A 19,410-nucleotide genomic window follows, 5' to 3' on the forward strand; every position below is an offset into this window, starting at 1 on the left:
TGACCGGCAGCAGCCTATTGCAGTTCCCGCAGATGAGCTTCCGCGTTGGAACCCACGTTTTGCATCCCTTGCAATAACTCTCCATTCTGGGATCTCCGAACCGCTCGATCAGCCGAAGTTGCAGGAAACAGCCATGTTCCTAACGAAACTCGCGCGAATCCTGACCTTCGCTGGATATGGCTGCCTCGGACTTGCCGTCGCGCTCTTTCTAATCTTCCCTGGCTCGAACGTGAAAAGCGAGTTCGTCAGCGTCGGTCTCCTCGCCGCGGCATGCATGCTTCGCCTAATTGCGTACGTGGTTTCGCGCTTAGACGCCCCTGACCAGCCTCGACGAACAAACTAGCCCACTACCGTTCCGCATCGAACGCTGAATCCGGCTCCGCGAACGACTACACTGAACCCCGCCCTGCAAGAGCGGGCCGTTTTCCTGCACCCGTCTCGACTTCGCGCTGCCGCCATCCCCTGAGCGATCGCCATGATGGATCCCTGGATGCTTCTGTTCATCGGAGCGGCCGTCGTCGGCGGCCTGTTCCTGATGGCGCTGCTCGTCGTCTTCTTCATCTACGGCAGCCTCTGGTTCCAGGCTTACATGTCGGGCGCCGACGTCAGCATCTGGAGCCTCGTCGGTATGGGCTTCCGTCGGGTCGATCCGCGCACGATCGTCCAGGCGAAGGTGATGGCCGCTCAGTCGGGCCTCAACATCGGCCGCGGCGGCATCACGACCTCCCGCCTGGAAGCCCACTTCCTTAGCGAAGGGAACGTGATGAACGTCATCAAGGCCCTCATCGCCGCGCAGCGGGCGCAGCTCGATCTGGACTTCGACAAGGCCGCGGCGATCGACCTGGCGGGTCGCGACGTGATGGACGCCGTCCGCACCAGCGTCCATCCGAAGGTGATCGACTGCCCCGACCCCGTTCGCGGCGGGCACAACGAACTCTCCGCCATCGCGAAGGACGGCATCGAGCTGCGGGTCAAAGCCCGCGTGACGGTGAAGACCAACCTCGAACAGCTCATCGGCGGCGCTACCGAAGAGACCGTCATCGCCCGCGTCGGCGAAAGCATCATCTCTTCGATCGGCTCGTCGGCGTCCCACCGCGACGTGCTCGCCAACCCCGATCGCATTTCCAAGGCCGTGCTGCAACGCCGGCTCGATTCGGAAACGGCGTTCGAAATCGTCTCCATCGACATCGCCCACGTCTACCCGGGCAAGAACATCGGCGCCCGGCTGAAGTTCGACCGGGCCGAGGCGGACAAGCGCATGGAACGGGCTCAGGCCGAAAAGGAACGGGCCGAAGCCGTCGCGCTCGAACAGGAGAACCGCGCCCGCGTCGCCGAGCACCGCGCGAAGCTGATCCTCGCGGAGACCGCCGTCCCCCACGCACTCGCCCAGGCGTTCCGTGCCGGCGGCATGGAAACCCGCAGCGGCAACGGCGGCGTTTAACGATCCGCCGAACTTGGCGAGCGGGGGACGTCAGTCCCCCGAGTCCGGCGATCGTGAAAGGGAATTCCAACGATGTCTCCGTTCGCTGCTTTGTTCGTTTCGCTGATTCTGGCCGCGGAGCCTGACGCCGAACGGCTGAAGACCTTCCGCGAAGGCTTCGTCCCGCTGAAGGTCGACGAGGCGGCGAAGCAGGCGAGCGTGCCCGCGACGCTAGCCGTTCACCGTTACGAGGTGACGCAGGAAGACTACGCGTCGATCGCCGGCGCTGATCCCTCCCGCTGGAAGGGGGCGAAGAACTCGGTCGAGATGGTTTCCTTCGACGAAGCGCAGACCTTCTGCGCGGACATGACGAAGGCTCTCCGCAAGGCGAAGCTGATCGGCGAAAAGGAAGAAGTTCGTCTGCCCACCGAGGCCGAGTGGGAGTTCGCCGCGCGGGGCGGAACGAAGACGCTCTATCACTTCGGCGACGATTCGGAGAGCCTCGGCGACTACGCCTGGTCTCACGGCAACGCCGCCGGGAACGATCCGCCGGTCGGCGCGAAAAAGCCGAATGACTTCGGGCTGTACGACGTCCACGGCTATCTGTGGGAGTGGTGCTCGCCTACTCTCGCGACGTCGGACGAGAAGAAACCGGAATCCGGCCCGGTCCTCCGCGGCGGAAGCTGGAAGGACGACGCGGACAAGCTGGCGTTTCCCTCGCGTCGCACGGCTCGCGCGACGCTTCGCGACGACGCCGTCGGATTTCGGTGCGTTCTGGCCCCGGTCCCCTAACTATCCGTAGATTTTCGCCTTCGTGGCGAAAATCACGCCCGGCAAGTTCGAAACAAGTTTCTCACGCCTCGCAAGACAGCGGAACATCCGCTGTCTTGACGCCGCATCCGTGCGGCGAACGCAGTCCGTTGAGTAAATCAACGGGCTGCTAACGGATTTCTCATGACCGAACCGAACGATCGACCGGAAGGCCTGATCTGCCCGATGATCACGCCGCTGACCACGGCGCGGAAGTTGGACGTCGACGCGCTCGACCGGCTGATCGAGCATCTGATCGCGGGCGGCGTCTCGGCGATCTTCATCCTCGGAACGTCCGGCGAGGCGCCTTCGCTTTCGTCGGACACCAAGCGGGAACTGATCTCGCAGACCGCGGATCGAATCGCCTCGCGTCTGCCGTGGTACTGCGGCGTCAGTCACACGTCGCTGGACGAGTCGCTGAAGCTCGCTTCGTTCGCGGCGGAGAAGGGCGCCTCGGCCATCGTCTCCACCACGCCGTATTACTACTCCCTGACGCAGGAGCAGGTCCGCCGGTGGTTCGAATCGCTGGCCGACCGGCAGATGCTGCCGGTGATTCTTTACAACTACCCGAAGCTGACGAAGACCCCGATCGAACTCGAAACCGCCGTGCAGCTTCTCGCGCACGATAACGTCCTGGCGATCAAGGACAGCGCCGGCGAAGTCGACTACGTTCGGGCGCTGTGCGAACGCTTCGCGGGGCGGACGGACAAATCGATCCTCGTCGGGCCGCAGCGTCTGCTCGTCGAGGCGCTCGCCCTCGGCGCGCAAGGGGGCGTCTGCTCCGGAACGAATCTCTTCCCGTCGCAGTACGTCGCCCTCTACCACGCGGCGAAGGCAGGCAAGAAGGGCGAGATCGCGCGCCTGAACGAAGTCGCGGCGAAGATTCTCGCGACGATCATGCCGGTCAGCGGCGACGCGGCGAATCTGGTCGCAGCGCTGAAGTCCGCGGCCGCGGCGCTGGGCCTGTGCGAATCGCATCTGGCCTTCCCGCTGACGCAGCCCGAGCAGGCCCTGAGCGAGGCCTACGCCCTGGCCGTGCAGGCGCTGCGCGACGAACTCGATCCCAAGAAGGCAGCCTCCTGAGTGAAGGTCGCAGTCGCTCCGATTCGGAACGGTCCGCGCAAGAATCGTCGTCCGTTTCCGAATCATCCAAAGGTAGAGCAGGGCGCCGCGGAGAACGCGGCGCAGTGTCCGTCGATCGATCGCTTCCAGGGGGAGATCTGAGTCTCAGGATGAACGGTACGCATTCGATACTGGTCGGCTACTTGTGCTGGATCGTCGGCTTCACCGGCGCCCATCGCTTCTATTACGGTCGGCAGATCACCGGCACGATCTGGTTCTTCACGCTCGGCCTGTTGGGCATCGGCTGGCTGATCGACGCCTTCCTGATCCCGGGCATGGATCGTAAGGCCGACCGGCGGTACGTCGCCGGGCGCTACGACTACAACGTCGCCTGGCTGCTGCTCGCCTTCCTCGGCCTGTTCGGAATCCACCGCCTCTACCTCGGCAAGATCGTGTCCGGTCTGCTCTACCTGTTCACCGGCGGGCTGCTCGGAATCGGGTGGCTCTACGATCTCTGGACGCTCAACAGCCAGGTCAGCGAACGGAACCTGGAGACGCTGACGTAGTCCGAAGAACAGGCCAGAGGATGCGAAACGATGAAAGAGTCCTTCCCGACGTTCCGCGCCTGGCGGGTACTCTTGAACCGGAGCGTTCATCTGGGACGAGCGGGACTGGCTCTCTTCGCCGCGGCAATATTAATGTTCGCGCCGATTGGACTGTCTCTCAGCGCGTTGAAGTTCCTCATCGCGGGAACTCGCACCACCGGTGTCGTCACGGCGAAGGTTCCTGTTTCGGCCGCCGTTCGGACTCAATTCCCGATAGCCAGTCTCTTGGCGATGGGGGGCAGGAAAGCGCCGCACTATTTGAGCTATGAGTTCCGCGACGCATCGGGAACGCTCCGGAAGGGACAGACCTACGTCACTAGCAGCGTCTGGAGTGCGACGCACATCGGCGACCCGATCGAGGTGCTCTACCTCGACTCCGACCCGAGTCTTAGTCGGGCCTGGCCTGCCTGGAGCGCAGATTCGCTTGGACTCTGGGCATTCGGCGTCGTCGGATTCGGCCTTCTCGTCTTCGCGGGATATTCGATCTCGCGAGGGATCCTCGCCACCCGATCGACAATCGCTCTCCTCCGCGAAGGTTCGGTCACCGAGGGTTCCATCGTCGAGATCGACGGTAGGGCGGGGAAAATTGAATACCGCTATCGCGCGTCTCTGAGCGTCGGCGAACGTCCTGCAGCTCTTTTCGGAACCTATACATTCGTGGCCAGGCGGCAGAAAGTGGTCGCCGGCGACGTTGTTCGAGTGGTTTACGATCCCCGCGAGCCTGAGACTTCGACGCTCGATCTGTTTTCTCTTTGCGTCGACGAACGAGAGAAGGGCAAGCATGCACACGTGCCGATAAACCGCTCTTGAGCCGTCCGGCTCGCATTGACTAACGTTCCGCGCCCGGTGGAAGAACAGGGGACGCGCAGCGGAAGGTCGTTCGGGTGGCTCAGTCGTCGTCGAACCGCGGATATGCCGTAATCGTCGTGCTGTTTCTGGCAGCCGCCGGTTACGTCGTGTCGACGCGTCCCCCCTGGGCCGCGCCGATGCTCGACGCGCTCGGCGCCGCGGCCTCGCAAACAGCCGCGAATAACCCGGGCGGCCTCGAAAGTCAGATCGCGGCGGCGCCTCGCAGCGGCGGCGACGTCGTCCGCATCGCCAGCTTCAACCTGCAAGTCTACGGCGAAGCGAAGGCGAGCAACCCGTTCGTCATGCAACGCCTGGCGGAAATCATCCGCCTGTTCGACGTCGTAGCCGTGCAGGAGATCCGCACGCTCGACGAGACCCACCTGCAGAAGCTCGTCGCGCTCGTCAACGCCGAGGGGCGGCAGTATCTCTACGTCGCCGGTCCCCGGCTGGGACGCTCCGTCTCCAAGGAACAGTACGCCTACCTCTACGACGCGACGAAGCTGGAGTGCGATCGGGACCAGGTCTATTCGGTCGAAGACCGGAGCGATCTGCTCCACCGCGAACCGCTGGTGGCATGGTTTCGCGCGCGGGGGCTGCCGCCGTCGGAGGCCTTCACCTTCACGCTCGTCAACTTCCATCTCGACCCAGACGAGGTCGACCGGGAACTGCCGATGGTCGACGAGGTGCTGCGAGCCGTGAAGAACGACGGACGGAACGAAGACGACATCATCCTGCTGGGCGACTTCAACGCAGACCAGATCGAGTTCGCCGAAAAGGCGTCGCTCCCCGGCATGCAGTGGGTCGTGCGCGACCTTCCGACGAACACCCGGGGCACGGCCAGCTACGACAACATCGTTTTCATCGGCTACGACACCGAGGAATACATCACGGGCGGCGTCTTCGACTTCGTGCGGGAGATGAACTTGAGCCTGGAAGACGCGCTCAAGGTGTCCGACCATCTGCCCGTCTGGGCGGAGTTCTCCGTCGTCGAGAAACGTCCCTACCGCGCGGACGCCGCTTCCACCGGACGCTTCTTCCAGCCTCCGCGACGGTAGCATCGAGGGCTCGTTCTCTCTGAGCGGAGGGCGTCAGTCCTCCGAGGGAGCAGGCGAACCAGCAAGAAACCGCGCCAGATAAGGCGACGTCCGGCTTCCCTTCGCCTTCGCCACTTCGCTGGGCATGCCCGAGGCGGTGATGCGTCCCCCTTCGTCGCCGGCGCCCGGTCCCATGTCGATCACCCAGTCGCTTTCGGCGACGACGCGCAGATCGTGCTCCACGACGACGACCGAATTGCCGGCGTCGACCAGCGCATGCAACTGGGCGACGAGTTTCTCTATGTCGGCCGGATGCAGGCCGGTCGTCGGCTCGTCCAGGATGTACAGCGTCTTGCCGCGACTCGCCCGCTGCAACTCGGTCGCCAGCTTGATCCGCTGCGCCTCGCCTCCGGAAAGCTCCGTCGCCGGCTGACCCAGTCGCAGGTAGCCCAGGCCCACTTGCTCCAGTACTTCGAAGGCTCGCCGGAGCCCGGGCTCTTCGGCGAAGAACTTCGCCGCTTCGGCGACGGTCATCGCCAGCACGTCGGCGATCGACCGATCGCGCAGCTTGATCTCCAGCGTCTTCGCGTCGAAACGCGATCCGTGGCACGCGGGGCAGGGGGCATAGACGCTCGGCAGAAACAGCAACTCGACGAAGACGAAGCCTTCCCCTTTGCAGGTCGCGCAGCGTCCCTTCGCCACGTTGAACGAGAAGCGCCCGGCGTCGTACCGGCGAGCTTTCGCGGCCTTCGTCGCGGCGAACAGCTTTCGCACGTCGTCGAACAGTCCGGTGTAGGTCGCAAGGTTCGATCGCGGCGTTCGTCCGATCGGCTTCTGGTCGACGGTCACCAGCCGCCGGACGAACTCCATCCCCTTCGCGATGCGACCCGCGGCGACGGCGACCGCCGGCTCCGCATCGTCCTTCGCTTCCTCGGCGCTCGCGGTTTCGTCGCCCAGACTTCGCGCCACCAGTTCCGCCAGCGCCGAGCTGACGAGGCTCGACTTGCCTGATCCTGAAACGCCGGTGACCGTCGTCAACGTCCCGAGCGGAATGTCTACATCGAGGTTCTGAACGTTGTTCTGCGTGACGCCTTCCAGCCGCAGGCGCCCGATCGGCTCTCGCGGGACTCGTTCCGCCGGACCTGCTTCGCGGAACAGATACCGCGCGGTGCGAGACTCTTCGACGTCAGCGAGTCCCGCCGGCGGACCGCTGTAAAGGACGCGTCCCCCGCGCTCGCCGGCCTCGGGTCCGACGTCGACGATCCAGTCCGCCCGTCGCACGACGTCGAGGTCGTGCTCGACGATGAAGAGCGAGTTGCCGGAAGCTTTGAGCCCTTCCAACGCCTTCAGCAGCGCCTCCGTATCGGCCGGATGAAGACCGGCAGAAGGTTCGTCGAGCACGTAGACCACGCCGAACAGATTCGACCGGACCTGCGTCGCCAGCCGAAGCCGCTGAAGTTCTCCCGGCGAAAGCGTCGGGGTGCTGCGATCGAGCGACAGATAACCGAGTCCCAGATCGAGCAGCACGGCCAGGCGGGCCTGCAGATCCTGATTGATTCGCTGCGCGACGATTGCCTTTTCCGGGTGCGCTTTCGCGAACGCCTTCCACCCGGGCGCCGCTTCTTCCGCGTACGGCTTCAGCGCCTGGGCCAGTCGCTTGAGCGGAAGCTGCGACATCTCGGCGATGTCCCGTCCCGCGAACTTCACCGCCAGCGCCTCGGGGCCGAGCCGTTTCCCGCGACAGAGCGGACAGTCCGAACTGACCAGATACCGCGCCGCGCGCTTCTTCATCGAAGCGCTCTCGGTGCCCGCGAACGTTTGCAGCACGTAGCGCCGGGCGCTGGTGAACGTCCCCTGATAATCCGGCTCTTCCTTCCGGGCGATCGCGTCGCGCACCTGCTGCGCGTCGTAGCCTGGGTAGACCGGCACGACGGGTTGTTCGTCAGTGAAGAGGAGCCAGTCGCGATCCTTCCGGGAAAGCTTCTTCCAGGGCCGATCGATATCGAAGCCCAACGTCGTGACGATGTCCCGCAGGTTCTGCCCATGCCAGGCGACCGGCCAGGCGGCGATCGCGCGCTCACGAATGCTGAGGGCGTCGTCGGGAACCATCGAAGCTTCGGTCGCGTCGTAGACTCGACCCAACCCATGACACGTCGGGCAGGCGCCGGCGGGCGTGTTGGCCGAGAACGATTCGGCTTCCAGAGGAGAAGCGTCCGGCGGATAGTCTCCCGCGCGCGAGTAAAGCATCCGCAGCAGGTTCGAGAGCGTCGTCACGCTGCCGACGGAGGATCGCGTCGTAGGAGAACCCCGTTGCTGCTGCAGCGCGACGGCGGGCGGCAACCCTTCGATCTCGTCGACCTGGGGCACGCCCAGTTGATGAAACAGCCGGCGGGCGTAGGGAGCGACCGACTCGAGATAGCGTCGCTGCGCCTCGGCGAACAACGTCGCGAACGCCAGCGAAGATTTGCCCGATCCCGAGATCCCGGTGAAGACGACGAGCGCCTGACGCGGAATGTCGACGTCGACGTTCTTGAGATTGTGTTCTCGCGCGCCACGAACCCGGACGAAGCCGGCGAAATCGTCTCTCGCGGAAGAAGGTCCCGTCGCGCCACGTCGCTGCACGGTCAATCCTCAGATGGGTCTACCGCAGCGCTTCGTCCAGCACGTCCTCGGCCACGTAGATCGGCAGCGGCGGATCGCAGGTCATCGCGACGGCGATCGCGTCGGAGGGTCGCGAGTCGATGGAGATGATCTCCCCGTCGCGCTTCACGCGCAGCTCGGAGAAGTACGTCCCTTCGCGCAGGTCGGTGATCACGACGCTGTCGAGTTCGCCCCCCATGTCCTCGATCGCCTTGACCAGCAGGTCGTGCGTCAACGGACGGGGCGATGGGTGACGCTTGACCTTGCGATCGATGCTCGTCGCTTCGAACAGTCCGATCACGATCGGGAACTGGCGATCGCCGTCCGCCTCCCGCAGGTAGATGATTTGCGGCTCGCTGATCTCGCTGATGACGATGCGAGACAGGCGCATGAGCACCGGCATGGGGGGGTCCTGGTCGATTCGCTCTATCCGCTCTCGCTCCGCACGAAGTCGATCGGGCGGAGAACGCCTGAAGTACGTCGTGCCGAGGGCGGCGAAGGCGCCCGGCAGAGCCGCAAGCGCCGTAAGTTTCCGACTGGCGATTATACGTCCTCCGCACGATCGGGGAGTAGCGACGTCGGCCCGAGCCGTCTCGGCAAGAGAGTCCGGCCCGTATAATTCGCCGCTCGAAGTTCGTCCCCCCGTCGATGTTTACCTCCGCCGCGTCGCCCATGTCCGCGTTTTTCTGCGACGTTCTCGTCATCGGATCGGGCCCTGCCGGTCTGATGGCCGCGATCCGCTCCGCCGAACGGGGGAAGCGGACCGTCGTGCTGGAGAAAAATCGCAAGGCGGCGGTGAAGATCCTGATGTCGGGCGGGACGCGGTGCAACCTGACGCACGACTGCGACGCCCGGGGCATCATGGAGGCCTTCGGACCCGCCGGGCGTTTCCTGCACTCGGCCCTCGCGCGTCTCGGCCCCCGCGAGTTGGTCGAACTGTTCGAGGCGGAGGGAATGCCGGTCAAGGTCGAGCCGGGCGGAAAAATCTTCCCTGTCAGCGACCGTTCGCTCGACGTCGTGAAGGCGCTGATCGCGCGACTGAACCGCAGCGGCGCCCAGCTTCTGCTCGGCGAAGGGGCCGCCGACGTCCGTCCGCTGGCGGAGGGCGGTTTCGAGGTCGAAACGACGGAGGGGCGAACGCACACGTGCCGCTCGCTGGTGGTCGCGACAGGCGGGAAGAGCTATCCCGGCTGCGGCACGACCGGCGACGGTTACGCCTGGCTCGCGCGTCTCGGCCATACGATCCGGCGCCCGCGACCCGCACTCGTGCCGCTGATCACGGGCGACGACTGGGGGAAGGATCTCTCCGGCGTCACGATTCCGGACGTCGAACTCCGGGCCCTCGATCCCGAAGCGGCGAAAGCGGCCAGGCGCCGCGGCTTTCCCGCTGGCGTGACCGAACTGCGACGCGGGTCGCTGCTGCTGACCCACTTCGGGCTTTCCGGGCCTACGGCGCTCGACGTCAGTCGAGCCTTCACCGATCGCGAGGCAGCGAGTCGTCGCCGGCTGGTCGTCGACTTCCTTCCCGACATGCCCGCGGCAGAGTTCGAGCAGCGCCTGCAATCTTCGGCAGCCAGCGACGGTCGCCGCGCCGTCGCCGAACTGCTCCCCAGCGCGTTACCCCGACGATTGACCGAATCGCTGCTGCAACAGGCGAACGTTCCGGCGGATCGCCGCGCGGCAGAGCTTTCGCGGGATGAGCGTCGGCGAATTGTGGAGCGAATGAAGGCCTGCCCCTTCGACGTGACCGGCAGCCGGGGTTTCGAGAAGGCGGAAGTGACCGCGGGCGGCGTCGCGCTGGACGAAGTCGACGGTCGTACCCTGGAGAGCCGTCTGGTTCCCGGCCTGTTCATCGTAGGCGAGATACTCGATCTGGACGGCTGGATCGGGGGCTACAATTTTCAGGCCGCCTTCAGCGTCGGCTGGCTCGCGGGCGAATCCATTCCCTGACCGTTCTCTCCATGAACTTCGCTCTCCGAATCGCTGCGTTAGTTCTGCTCTTCGCTTGGTCTTTCCCGGCGCTCGCCCTCGCGGAGGATCTCTTCGTCGCCGCGGGCTACGGCGGCAGGCGGATGGTTTCGACCGACGGGCTGAACTGGGAGATCACGGAGGAATGGGCCCAGCCGGGCGGTGACGACGGAAACAACCTGATGTCCGCGGTCTGGGCGGAAGGAAAGTTCGTCGTGGTCGGCGGCGGAGGCGGGGGGCGTTCCGGCGACGGGCACGTGCTGGTCTCGACCGAAGGTCGCGAGTGGAAGCGGACGCATCACACGTTCAACCGCATCAACCCCATCGTCTACGGCGACGGGCGGTTCGTCGCCGGCGCGCCGGACCGTTCGCTGATCGTTTCTGACGACGCGGAAACCTGGAGCGAGGGCGCCCGGATCGAAGAGAAAGAGTGCACGCACTTCCGCGGCGGAGCGTACGGCGCCGGGCGCTTCGTCTTCGTCGGCAATCACGGCGGCGGAGGCGGACCCCACTGGTCCGCCGTCTCGAAAGACGGCAGCTCGATCGACGGCGTCCGGACCGATCTTCCCGGCCACGGGCGCATCGTCTTTCAGGGCTCCCGCTTCCTGATGCTGACCGCGCATTCGAGGGCCGGGCTGATCGCCTCAGCCGACGGCCTCGAATGGAAGCCCCTCGCGATCGAGGGCGTCGAATCGTTCGAGTGGTTGGTGGACGCCGGAGATACCGCCATCGTCGGCAACCACGAAGGGATGTGGAGCACGACCGACGGCGAGACCTGGGCGAAGCGCGAAGGCGCTTCGCGATCCGAGGTCGTCTGGTCCGACGGCAAGCGCTTTCTCGCCACCGGCTGGCCGGGCAAGATGTTCTTCTCGCCCGACGGCGTCGAATGGAAGGCCTCGCCCAGGCTGACCGACAACGGCATCAATGTCGTCGTGCGAAAGGGCGACGCGGGTCGTTGAGCGTGCCGCGTCCGTTTTCGCTCAAGCTTCCGACGCCAGCGCGACGCGAGCCGTCTTCGGCAGCCGAACGACGACGCGTCCCTCGTCGTCGACCATCGACTCGAGCGGTAGACCGGCAACGATCAGGCGCGCGAACGCAGGGCGCGTCGCCAGCCAGACCACCACGTACACGCACGTGCCGAACGCTGCCGTTCCTGCGGCGAGATGGAGGATCGTCGCCGAACCGTACGCGCGCGCGGAGGACGCAGTTACGATGAAAGCGTGCATCATCCAGAGAAAGAACAGGCAACCGCCATTGCTGATGCCCATGCTCGCGCTGGTGCATCGCCAGCCGCCGCGAAACAGTGCGATTCCGTTAGCAGCGGCAGTACCCGTTCGTAGAAGCGTGGACAGGCTTGCCCAGACGAGCAGCGAGTTCAGGAACATCACCGTCCCGAGAAGGGACCAACTCGGCGGCATCGCGAGCGTCGTCCAGGAGACGCCGCCCTTTTCCGCCATGAACGTCTGAGCCGACGTTGCAGCGAAGGTCATGTTCACGGCGCCGAACGCCGCACTCCAGATCGATCCTGCGACGTTCAGCGATCGCAGCCGCCGAACGATCGCGGCGTGGTCCGCGTCCGTCGAAACGATTCGTACCTGCTGCGGATGCAATGTCGACGCGGCGCGGGGCGGGGCATACGGATCGTCTTTAGAGCTTTGGCGCGCGGACATTCCCGCACGATATCCTAACGACGCCGCGTTGACTGTCGCGGCGCCATGATTTCGGTTGCTTCCTTCTGCCCTTACGGAAGCTGCAGCGCTTCGCGCCCGTAGGTCGTCGAGGCAGCGCGCCAGACGTTGAGATCGATCGTCTCGGAAACGTATCGCACGGATCCGTCGCCGAGAACCGTCTGGATGCCGCCCGAGTGCCAGCTCCGCGACGCCATCATCGAGGGGTCGGTCGTCGAACTGACCGCGCAGGGAAGATTCGCGTTCGGCAGGTTGTTGCAGTACGACGCTGAATAGATCCGATCGGGGAGCGGGCTGTTCGGCGGCAGGTAGGTCGTGAAGTTCGACCCGTCGCCCCACCAGGTGAACCCGCGAAGATCGGTTCCCTTCCCCTGGAGCACCTCCGCGGCCAGCATCGTGTTCGACGTTCCGTCGACGAGGCTCGCGAACGAGACCTTCTTCGCCGGGTTGGCGGTGAAGGGCGCTCCCTGAAACGTGACGCCGTTGAGCGTCGCCTGCTGACCGTAGCCGGTGTTCCCGAAGTTCACCGCGTAGTTGTGATTGGTGATGCTGGCGAGGGGTGCATTCGGTTCGTCGCTGGGGCAGGTGAGCGTGGCGATCCGCTTCGTCGTCGCCGGAAGATTCTTCGCCGAGCCGTACCGCGCCGCGACCGGCGTGTCGTCCTTGTCGCTGACGTCGTACAGGTCGTACAGATTCTGATTCTCCATGAAGGGCTGCACGGCGATCTGCCACGTCCCCCAGCAGCAGGCGTACGCCCCGATCGGCAGCGCCTTGTTGACGTCGTGGTAGTTGTGAAACGCGATGCCGAGCTGCTTCAGATTGTTCTGGCAGGAACTGCGATTCGCCGCCTCGCGTGCTGCCTGCACTGCGGGCAGCAGAAGCGCCACCAGAACCCCGATGATGGCGATTACGACAAGCAGTTCGACGAGCGTGAAACCCGTGCGCATCCGTGACATAACGCGTCCCTCTCCTGAACGAAGAATGATGAGATACGCTGCCGACCCGACGGGCCGGAAGCGAGGGCAGGGCAGGCGGGAGAGGGGAACGCCTGACCTTAAAGCAGCTCATTCGCGTGAGCGGCGGTCGCGATTGTCGCGTTACGGGATGTCGAATGCAAACCGATTCTCGGAGGAGGCGACGATTTCTCGCTTCTCAGTGCTTTCGACGTTCCATTTCGCAGGGATCCGCTCGGCGCTGACGGGAAGCGGCCCCGCGTCGCCCGGCATGGTCTCGACGACCGTCTTCTCGTCGACGGCGGAGATGCGGACGACATACTCTCCCGGCTTCGCGCCGCGCGCTGCGGGGATCGAAAAATTGCCGTCCACGATGTCGCCGCCCGTCATCGACGATCCGTCGATCGCGACGAACTGGACCGTTCCTTTCGCGAGCGGAGCGCCCTGAAACTTGACCTCGCCCGCGACCGGATACTTGCCGTCGACGCCGGCGCCGCAACCGACAAGGGTCGCGAAGACGATCGCGAGCGTCGCGATGAGCGGCGCCGTCGAAGCGAGGCGCCGGTAGCAGGGGATCGGCGTGCCGGAGCACGCGAAGGAAGCGTCGAAAGCGAAGCGAACGCGCCGCATGGCCGGACCCTCTCTAAAGCGCATCGAAACATGGACGACGACGCCGCGCGGAGAGGGAACGCGACGACGTCAGCTTATCCGCTCGCGAACGAACGTCCAGAGAGAGGCTGCGGAGAACTGGCAGGCGAATCCCGCCGAGCGCCAGGGTGGATCAACTGGCAGCGACGCCTCGGACGCGTCGGCGGGCGATCGTCTCGTGCTACAGCTTCGCCTGCGAATGAATGCCCGCCGCTTTCAGCCGCCAGTCGAAGTAGAGGACCACCAGCGCCGTGACTACTACGACGAGGCTGATGACGAACGAAACGGCGTTGAACTCGCCGAACGAGCACGACGTCGCGAGCAACAGGCTGTCGATAGTCAAGGCGCCCCATGCGGCCCAAGCTCGACGACGGAAGGAGCCTACGGCGAGGGCGAAGTAGACGCCGACGACCGCGACGGAGAACGCTGTCAGGGCGCCCCCAGCCGCATACAGCTTCCAGGACAACTCGGAAGCGGTCGCAAGTTCCTTGACCAGGTAGGCTACGACCGCGGCATACAGCGTCCCAACGAGACAAAGTTCGATCCCGAGCACGATGCAGCCGCCGCGGAACATCCGCAGCGACCACGACGCTCTCAAGCGCTGCCAGGAATTCGGATCCGCGGTGCCCGACGTCCGCTCAGCGTCGTCCGGCGCCGACAAGGATTCTCCAGACTCGGCCATTACGCGTTTCTCTCTCTCCGCGATTCAGCGAAACGTTCTCACGGCTTCGGCGGCGAATTCTCGTCGCGGGGCACGCCGGCACGCGTCAGCTTCATGAGCGTGCGATGGAAGAACCATCCGGTCGCGACGGAGCAGGCGAGAAACGTGATCGCAGGCGCCAGAACCGCAAGCGTCGGCGCCGCGTCGCCGATACTCGTGACGGCGCTTGCCCTCGTCACGGCGAGCAGCAAGCTGACGCCGCCCAAGCCTCCGCAGACGACGGTCATCGGGAACGCGATGAACTGCGCCAGGCGGACCCGCAAGGCGAGAAACGCACCGAGCAGCGTCAGCGGCAAGCCGAGCGCGAGGGCGGCGATTCCCACGCCGAGATACGGCGAAGCGATCGTCGCCCCTTCCGCGAACCCGGTCGCAACCGCGCCCGCTCCGCTTATCGTGTATAGAGACCCGCCGAAGAGGAGAACGGTCGCGAACGCTGTCCGCCTCCAGGCGAGCGCCGCTCGCAGCCGGTCCAGGTCAGGCTCTACGGACGGAGACGCTTGCGAGGGCGACGATTCCGCGGCGGGCGGGGCGTAGGGGTTCTCGCTCTCGCTCGATCCGATCATCTGTTTTCGTCGCGGTTCATGATCCGATGGAATCGACGACGCCGCCACGCCGCGATGACCACCGCCAGACAGAGTACGGCGCTTAGCGAAGCGAACGCCGCAGCGATCGCGCGGCCGTCGTTCAGGTTATGCAACGTGAGATAGGTATACACGGCGCCGGTAACTGCTGCGGCCAAAACCTGTCCCCTGAAGATCTTCGCTCCGTTGCCGATCAGCACGATCGACAAGCCGGCGAAGAAGGCGAGCGAGACGTACGCCCTCGCCGGGGCATTCGGACTCGCGAGAAGCGCGAAGAATCCGACAATCACCGCCATCAGGCCAGGCAGCGCGCTGATGACGGCGACGACTCCCGCGACCTTGTACAGCGTGCAAAACCTGGACGGCGGCGCTCCCACGCGCGGAGCGATCGTCGCCGTCGGCTTCGCCGGTTCAGGAAACTCTCCCTCGCTCACTCTTCGATCACCATGATCTCGACCTTGCGGAAGTCGATCGGGTGGCTTTCCGACTGGAGCGAGATGGAACCCTTCGTGAGCATCTTCTCGCCGCCCGCCTTCTCGATCAGCATCTTCACGTGTCCGTCGGGCGAGACGGCTCCTCCCTGTTCGTCGAGCTGCGCCTGTTCGTACTCCATCACCTGCTGGCCGTTGACGAAGTGCTTGATGGCGCCGTTGCCGTGGACTTCGATCTCGCAGGTCACCCACTGATCGCCGCGGAACGTTTCAGACTTCGAATTCATGCAGTGCGGCGTGTGCAGCTTGCCGTCCATGACGACATGGGTGCCCGGCGTGCAGAGGTTCGCCGTCGTTCGCGTTCCGCTCTCCGGTCCGCCGAGAAGCTGCACCTCGATCGAGGCGGGAAAGTTCTGGTCCTTCGTCATCCCCGCGGGCGACTCGCCATGGATCATGACGCCGCTGTTGCGAATGGCCCAGCCGGGACCGCCCGGGCACTGCTCGCCGACGAAGCGATACTCGACGCGAAACTTGTAATGCGAGAAGGGCGTCTCGTAGAAGAGATGGCCGAACGTCTCGTCGAACTTCTCGTAGCCGTCGTACCGCACCTGCAGCAGACCATCCTCGACGCGGAACGTGTTCGCGAAGTTGTCGCCCGCTTCGTGAAACCGGATCTTCGGCGTCCACCCCGTCAGATCCTTGCCGTTGAATAGCGAGACCCACTCGCCGACGGGGAACTTCTTCTCCCCGGCAGGCGCCTTCTCGTCGGCGAATGCGGAAGTGGCGAACCCGGAGAAGGAGAGAACCGCAGCCGCGCCGACCAGCGCGAAACCGAATGCACGGAAGAGGAATGCAGGAAGCATCGGGGAGACCTTCGAAGGAGAGCGGCGGTACGGGAAGCGCAAGACCATCGAGCATTGGCGGCGGAGCGCGAAGCATAAGATCTTCTTCGCCTCCGCCGTCGACACGACTATGGTACTCGGCCCGGAAGGGAGTTCGTACGCACGACCGGACGATCTTCGGTTCCCCGTCCGGCGGCCTCGTCGGTTGCAGCCGAACCGTCCGGGGACTACGTTCGACAAACCGCTCGCTGCTCCTCCTCGTCTTCTCTTCTTCACGCGACGCCCATGCACGCCTTCCTGATTCTTCGCGCGGTCCCGCGGCGCTTCCGGCATCCCGCAGCGATCGGGCTGACGCTGGTCGCGGTCGCCTGCGGTTCGTTCGCCCGGACCGGCGCAGGAGACGAAGGAGTGCGTCCGAACGTGCTGTTCATCGTCTCCGACGATCAGGGCTGGAACGACGTCGGCTGGCATAACGAGGAGATTCGCACGCCCCATCTCGACGCGCTCGTGCGAGGCGGCGTCGAACTCGACTGCCACTATGTCATGCCGCAGTGCACGCCGACGCGCGTGGCGCTGATGACCGGCCGCTATCCCAGTCGCTTCGGCGCTCACGCCTGCTTCGCCAACAACGCCCAGGCGTTTCCCGTCGGCACGCTGACCCTGGCGAAGATTTTCCAGGCGAGCGGCTACGACACGGGCATGTCGGGCAAGTGGCATCTCGGCTCGAAGTTCGAGTGGGGGCCGCTGCATCACGGCTTCGATCACGCTCATGGCGCGCTCGCGGGCGCCGTCGGCATGTACGACCACCGTTATCGGATCGGCTCGCCGTTCGAGCGGACCTGGCACCGCGATCACGAGTTCCTCGAAGAGGAAGGGCACACGACCGACCTGCTCGAACGCGAAGCGGTGACCTGGATCGAAGAGCATGCGAAGAGCGACGCGCCCTGGTTCTTCTACGTACCGTTCCTGGCCGTGCATAACCCGCTGGTCGAGCGCGACCCGAAATGGTCGGAGATGAACGCCCATATCGCGGACGAAGAGCGCCGACTGTACGCCGCGGCCGTGTCGCACATGGATGCCGCGATCGGAGCGATGATCGACGCGCTGGAACGGACCGGCCAGCGGGATCGGACGCTGATCGTCTTCACGTCGGACAACGGCGCCCAGGTTAATCACGGCGGCGACGCTTATCCGCCGCCCGATCCGAGGATGACCGACTTCAGCTCGAATCTTCCCCTGCGAGGAAAGAAGACCGAGACCTACGAGGGAGGCTATCGCGTCCCCGCGCTCGCCAACTGGCCCGGCAAGCTGACCCCGCGCAAGGTCGCCGAACCGATGCATGTCGTCGACTGGTCGCCCACTGTGGCGGGCCTCGTCGGCTACGAAGTCGAAGAGGATCCTGCCTGGGACGGAGTCGACGTATGGCCGCTTCTTACCGGCGAGCAGGAAGCGCTCGACGAACGGACCTTCTACATCGTCTGGGGCCAGAAGCGCAACCGCGAAGCGCTCCGCCGCGGCGACTGGAAGATCGTCCGCAACGGCGGCAAGCAGTGGGAACTCTTCAACCTCGCCGACGACCCGTACGAGAAGAAGGAACTGTCGACCCTGATGCCTGAGAAGGTCGAGGAGTTGCTGGCGATCTATGCCGAGGAGCGCAAGAAGGATAAGGAGTAGGGCAGCCAGAGCGTTCGCTCCCTTCGCCCGTGCAGCAACTACCGAAACCGCGGTTCGGCCATCTGGCGGTCGTAGCCCCGCCAGAGACTGATCAGACTTCGAAGCTGCTCCTGGTTCGCCTCGGCGAGGTCGCGAGATTCGCTCACGTCAGTCGCCAAGTCGTAGAGTTCCCAATTGGGTTCACGATCGGCCTCGCCCGTCGGCAGGTCGTTCGCGACCAGTTTCCAGTCGTCGTGACGAAGCGCGCCTTTGGATCCCTGACGCCAGTAGAACGTCCTAGCAGGCGGCTCGTGGCCGTCTTCCTCAAGAAGCGGCTGAAGATCGACGCCGTCTAAAGACGGAGGAAGGTCGGCGCCGGCGAGCGCCGCGAACGTCGGCATCAGATCGAGCGTCGAAACCGGCGAGTCGACGACCTTTCCCGCGGGTAACGCGGCGGGCCAGCGAACGATGGCGGGCACGCGGATTCCACCCTCATATAGGCTCCCCTTCTCGCCCCGTAGAGGCGCGTTGCTGCTGGTCAGTTCCCGCGTGGGGCCCCCATTGTCGCTCCACAAGACCACGATCGTGTTCTGATCGAGACGTTCTTCCGCGAGCGTCTGCGTCACCCGTCCCACTGCCTGATCAAGCCGCGAGAGCATGCCGGCGAAGATCCGTCGCTGAACGTCTTCAATGGATCGGAAGCGATCGACATCCTCCTCCGGCGCCTGCAGCGGAGAGTGGACGGCGTTGAAGGGGACGTACAGGAAGAAGGGCCGATCCCGATGGCGCCGGATGAAGTCGCAGGCCTCGCGAGCGATGGCGTCGGTGAGATACTCGCGCTCTTCGACCGGCTGGCTGCCGCGCAGAATCGGATTGTTCGCGTCATAGGCCGGTTCGTCGTGCTTCATGTGGGTCGACAGAATTAGGTTCTCCGACTCCCAGCGTCCCTGACCGCCGTCGGGGAGACTCTTCCGACGAAGCATAGTCCTGGCGCCCGGCCACGGCGGCGGAAGGTAATAGTGACCTTCGTGCAGGAAGCCCCAGAACTCGTCGAAGCCGTGGCGCTGCGGGTGATACTCGGCGCGGCCGCCCAAGTGCCATTTTCCGACGAGACCCGTGGCGTAACCGGCGTCATGCAGGACCTCGGCGAGCGTCCGCTCCTCGGGCGGCAGTCCGACGCCGGGCGCTTCGTTCTTCGCGCCGACGGGATTGAACTCGTAGCCGAAGCGGGTCGGAATGCGGCCCGTCAGCAGACCCGCGCGGGAGGGGCTGCAGTTCGGCGCCGTCACGTACGCCTGCGTGAACCGCAGGCCCTTCTCCGCCAGCGCGTCGACGTGCGGCGTCGGAATCTGATCGTTCCCCTGGCACCCGAGTTCGCCGTACCCCATATCGTCGACGAACAGCACGACGATGTTTGGACGCTCCGCCGCGACGGTGAGCGTCGAATACACGAGCGCCGCGGCGAGGAGCCCGAGAGAGAAACGGTGCGGTTGGACAGGCATTGC

The 19,410-nt window shown here is 65.0% G+C and carries 19 protein-coding genes; 9 read left to right on the top strand and 10 right to left on the bottom strand.

From position 1 onward, the window contains the following. Nucleotides 1-475 precede the first annotated feature (475 nt). The 6 genes from floA to SH602x_RS20210 all read left to right on the top strand — a co-directional run bounded on the left by floA (nucleotide 476) and on the right by SH602x_RS20210 (nucleotide 5,801). Nucleotides 476-1,441 carry a flotillin-like protein FloA gene (floA, locus tag SH602x_RS20185; RefSeq protein ID WP_479474014.1) on the top strand — a complete coding sequence of 322 codons (966 nt, stop codon included), beginning with the start codon at nucleotides 476-478 and terminating at the stop codon, nucleotides 1,439-1,441. 72 nt (nucleotides 1,442-1,513) lie between these two features. After that, complete coding sequence (locus SH602x_RS20190) at nucleotides 1,514-2,212, top strand: formylglycine-generating enzyme family protein (protein ID WP_479474015.1); 699 nt, start codon at nucleotides 1,514-1,516, stop codon at nucleotides 2,210-2,212. Between the two features lie 162 nt (nucleotides 2,213-2,374). Beyond that, nucleotides 2,375-3,313 carry a dihydrodipicolinate synthase family protein gene (locus SH602x_RS20195; protein ID WP_479474016.1) on the top strand — a complete coding sequence of 313 codons (939 nt, stop codon included), beginning with the start codon at nucleotides 2,375-2,377 and terminating at the stop codon, nucleotides 3,311-3,313. Nucleotides 3,314-3,462: 149 nt separating this feature from the next. Continuing rightward, nucleotides 3,463-3,858: an NINE protein gene (locus tag SH602x_RS20200; RefSeq protein WP_479474017.1), complete on the top strand. Its 396-nt coding sequence runs from the start codon at nucleotides 3,463-3,465 to the stop codon at nucleotides 3,856-3,858. A gap of 30 nt (nucleotides 3,859-3,888) precedes the next feature. After that, nucleotides 3,889-4,707, top strand: a complete 819-nt coding sequence (locus tag SH602x_RS20205; RefSeq protein WP_479474018.1) for a hypothetical protein — start codon at nucleotides 3,889-3,891, stop codon at nucleotides 4,705-4,707. 74 nt (nucleotides 4,708-4,781) lie between these two features. After that, on the top strand, nucleotides 4,782-5,801 hold the full coding sequence (locus SH602x_RS20210; RefSeq protein ID WP_479474019.1) for an endonuclease/exonuclease/phosphatase family protein: 1,020 nt from the start codon (nucleotides 4,782-4,784) through the stop codon (nucleotides 5,799-5,801). Nucleotides 5,802-5,834: 33 nt separating this feature from the next. Here SH602x_RS20210 and uvrA read toward each other — a convergent pair whose 3' ends face one another. Continuing rightward, a complete protein-coding gene (gene uvrA / locus SH602x_RS20215; protein ID WP_479474020.1) occupies nucleotides 5,835-8,402 on the bottom strand; it encodes an excinuclease ABC subunit UvrA in 2,568 nt (855 codons plus the stop codon). A 19-nt stretch (nucleotides 8,403-8,421) separates the two neighbouring features. Next, nucleotides 8,422-8,823, bottom strand: a complete 402-nt coding sequence (locus SH602x_RS20220) for a bifunctional nuclease family protein (RefSeq protein ID WP_479471292.1) — start codon at nucleotides 8,821-8,823, stop codon at nucleotides 8,422-8,424. 269 nt (nucleotides 8,824-9,092) lie between these two features. On the opposite strand from SH602x_RS20220, the gene SH602x_RS20225 reads away from it, so the two are divergent. Further along, a complete protein-coding gene (locus tag SH602x_RS20225; protein ID WP_479474021.1) occupies nucleotides 9,093-10,370 on the top strand; it encodes a BaiN/RdsA family NAD(P)/FAD-dependent oxidoreductase in 1,278 nt (425 codons plus the stop codon). A gap of 11 nt (nucleotides 10,371-10,381) precedes the next feature. Beyond that, nucleotides 10,382-11,347 carry a hypothetical protein gene (locus SH602x_RS20230; protein ID WP_479474022.1) on the top strand — a complete coding sequence of 322 codons (966 nt, stop codon included), beginning with the start codon at nucleotides 10,382-10,384 and terminating at the stop codon, nucleotides 11,345-11,347. Nucleotides 11,348-11,368: 21 nt separating this feature from the next. Here SH602x_RS20230 and SH602x_RS20235 read toward each other — a convergent pair whose 3' ends face one another. The 7 genes from SH602x_RS20235 to SH602x_RS20265 all read right to left on the bottom strand — a co-directional run bounded on the left by SH602x_RS20235 (nucleotide 11,369) and on the right by SH602x_RS20265 (nucleotide 16,273). Continuing rightward, nucleotides 11,369-12,058: a hypothetical protein gene (locus tag SH602x_RS20235; protein ID WP_479474023.1), complete on the bottom strand. Its 690-nt coding sequence runs from the start codon at nucleotides 12,056-12,058 to the stop codon at nucleotides 11,369-11,371. A 71-nt stretch (nucleotides 12,059-12,129) separates the two neighbouring features. Beyond that, a complete protein-coding gene (locus SH602x_RS20240; RefSeq protein ID WP_479474024.1) occupies nucleotides 12,130-13,032 on the bottom strand; it encodes a DUF1559 family PulG-like putative transporter in 903 nt (300 codons plus the stop codon). A gap of 141 nt (nucleotides 13,033-13,173) precedes the next feature. Continuing rightward, nucleotides 13,174-13,659 (bottom strand): hypothetical protein, encoded by a 486-nt coding sequence (locus tag SH602x_RS20245; RefSeq protein ID WP_479474025.1) that lies wholly within the window; start codon nucleotides 13,657-13,659, stop codon nucleotides 13,174-13,176. Between the two features lie 199 nt (nucleotides 13,660-13,858). After that, nucleotides 13,859-14,359, bottom strand: coding sequence for a hypothetical protein (locus SH602x_RS20250; RefSeq protein ID WP_479474026.1), 501 nt, complete (start codon nucleotides 14,357-14,359; stop codon nucleotides 13,859-13,861). 38 nt (nucleotides 14,360-14,397) lie between these two features. Continuing rightward, nucleotides 14,398-14,961, bottom strand: coding sequence for a hypothetical protein (locus tag SH602x_RS20255; protein ID WP_479474027.1), 564 nt, complete (start codon nucleotides 14,959-14,961; stop codon nucleotides 14,398-14,400). After that, nucleotides 14,958-15,413, bottom strand: coding sequence for a hypothetical protein (locus tag SH602x_RS20260; protein ID WP_479474028.1), 456 nt, complete (start codon nucleotides 15,411-15,413; stop codon nucleotides 14,958-14,960). The genes SH602x_RS20255 and SH602x_RS20260 overlap by 4 nt, the downstream gene beginning before the upstream one ends. Then, the gene (locus tag SH602x_RS20265) at nucleotides 15,410-16,273 is read right to left on the bottom strand and encodes a 3-keto-disaccharide hydrolase (RefSeq protein WP_479474029.1); all 864 of its coding nucleotides are present in this window, start codon (nucleotides 16,271-16,273) and stop codon (nucleotides 15,410-15,412) included. The genes SH602x_RS20260 and SH602x_RS20265 overlap by 4 nt, the downstream gene beginning before the upstream one ends. A gap of 264 nt (nucleotides 16,274-16,537) precedes the next feature. Between SH602x_RS20265 and SH602x_RS20270 the strand changes: the two genes are divergently transcribed. After that, on the top strand, nucleotides 16,538-17,926 hold the full coding sequence (locus tag SH602x_RS20270; protein ID WP_479474030.1) for a sulfatase-like hydrolase/transferase: 1,389 nt from the start codon (nucleotides 16,538-16,540) through the stop codon (nucleotides 17,924-17,926). Between the two features lie 38 nt (nucleotides 17,927-17,964). Here the strand turns inward: SH602x_RS20270 and SH602x_RS20275 are convergent, their stop codons facing one another. Then, complete coding sequence (locus SH602x_RS20275; protein WP_479474031.1) at nucleotides 17,965-19,407, bottom strand: sulfatase; 1,443 nt, start codon at nucleotides 19,405-19,407, stop codon at nucleotides 17,965-17,967. Nucleotides 19,408-19,410 lie beyond the last annotated feature (3 nt).

The organism is Lignipirellula cremea (assembly GCF_056501455.1).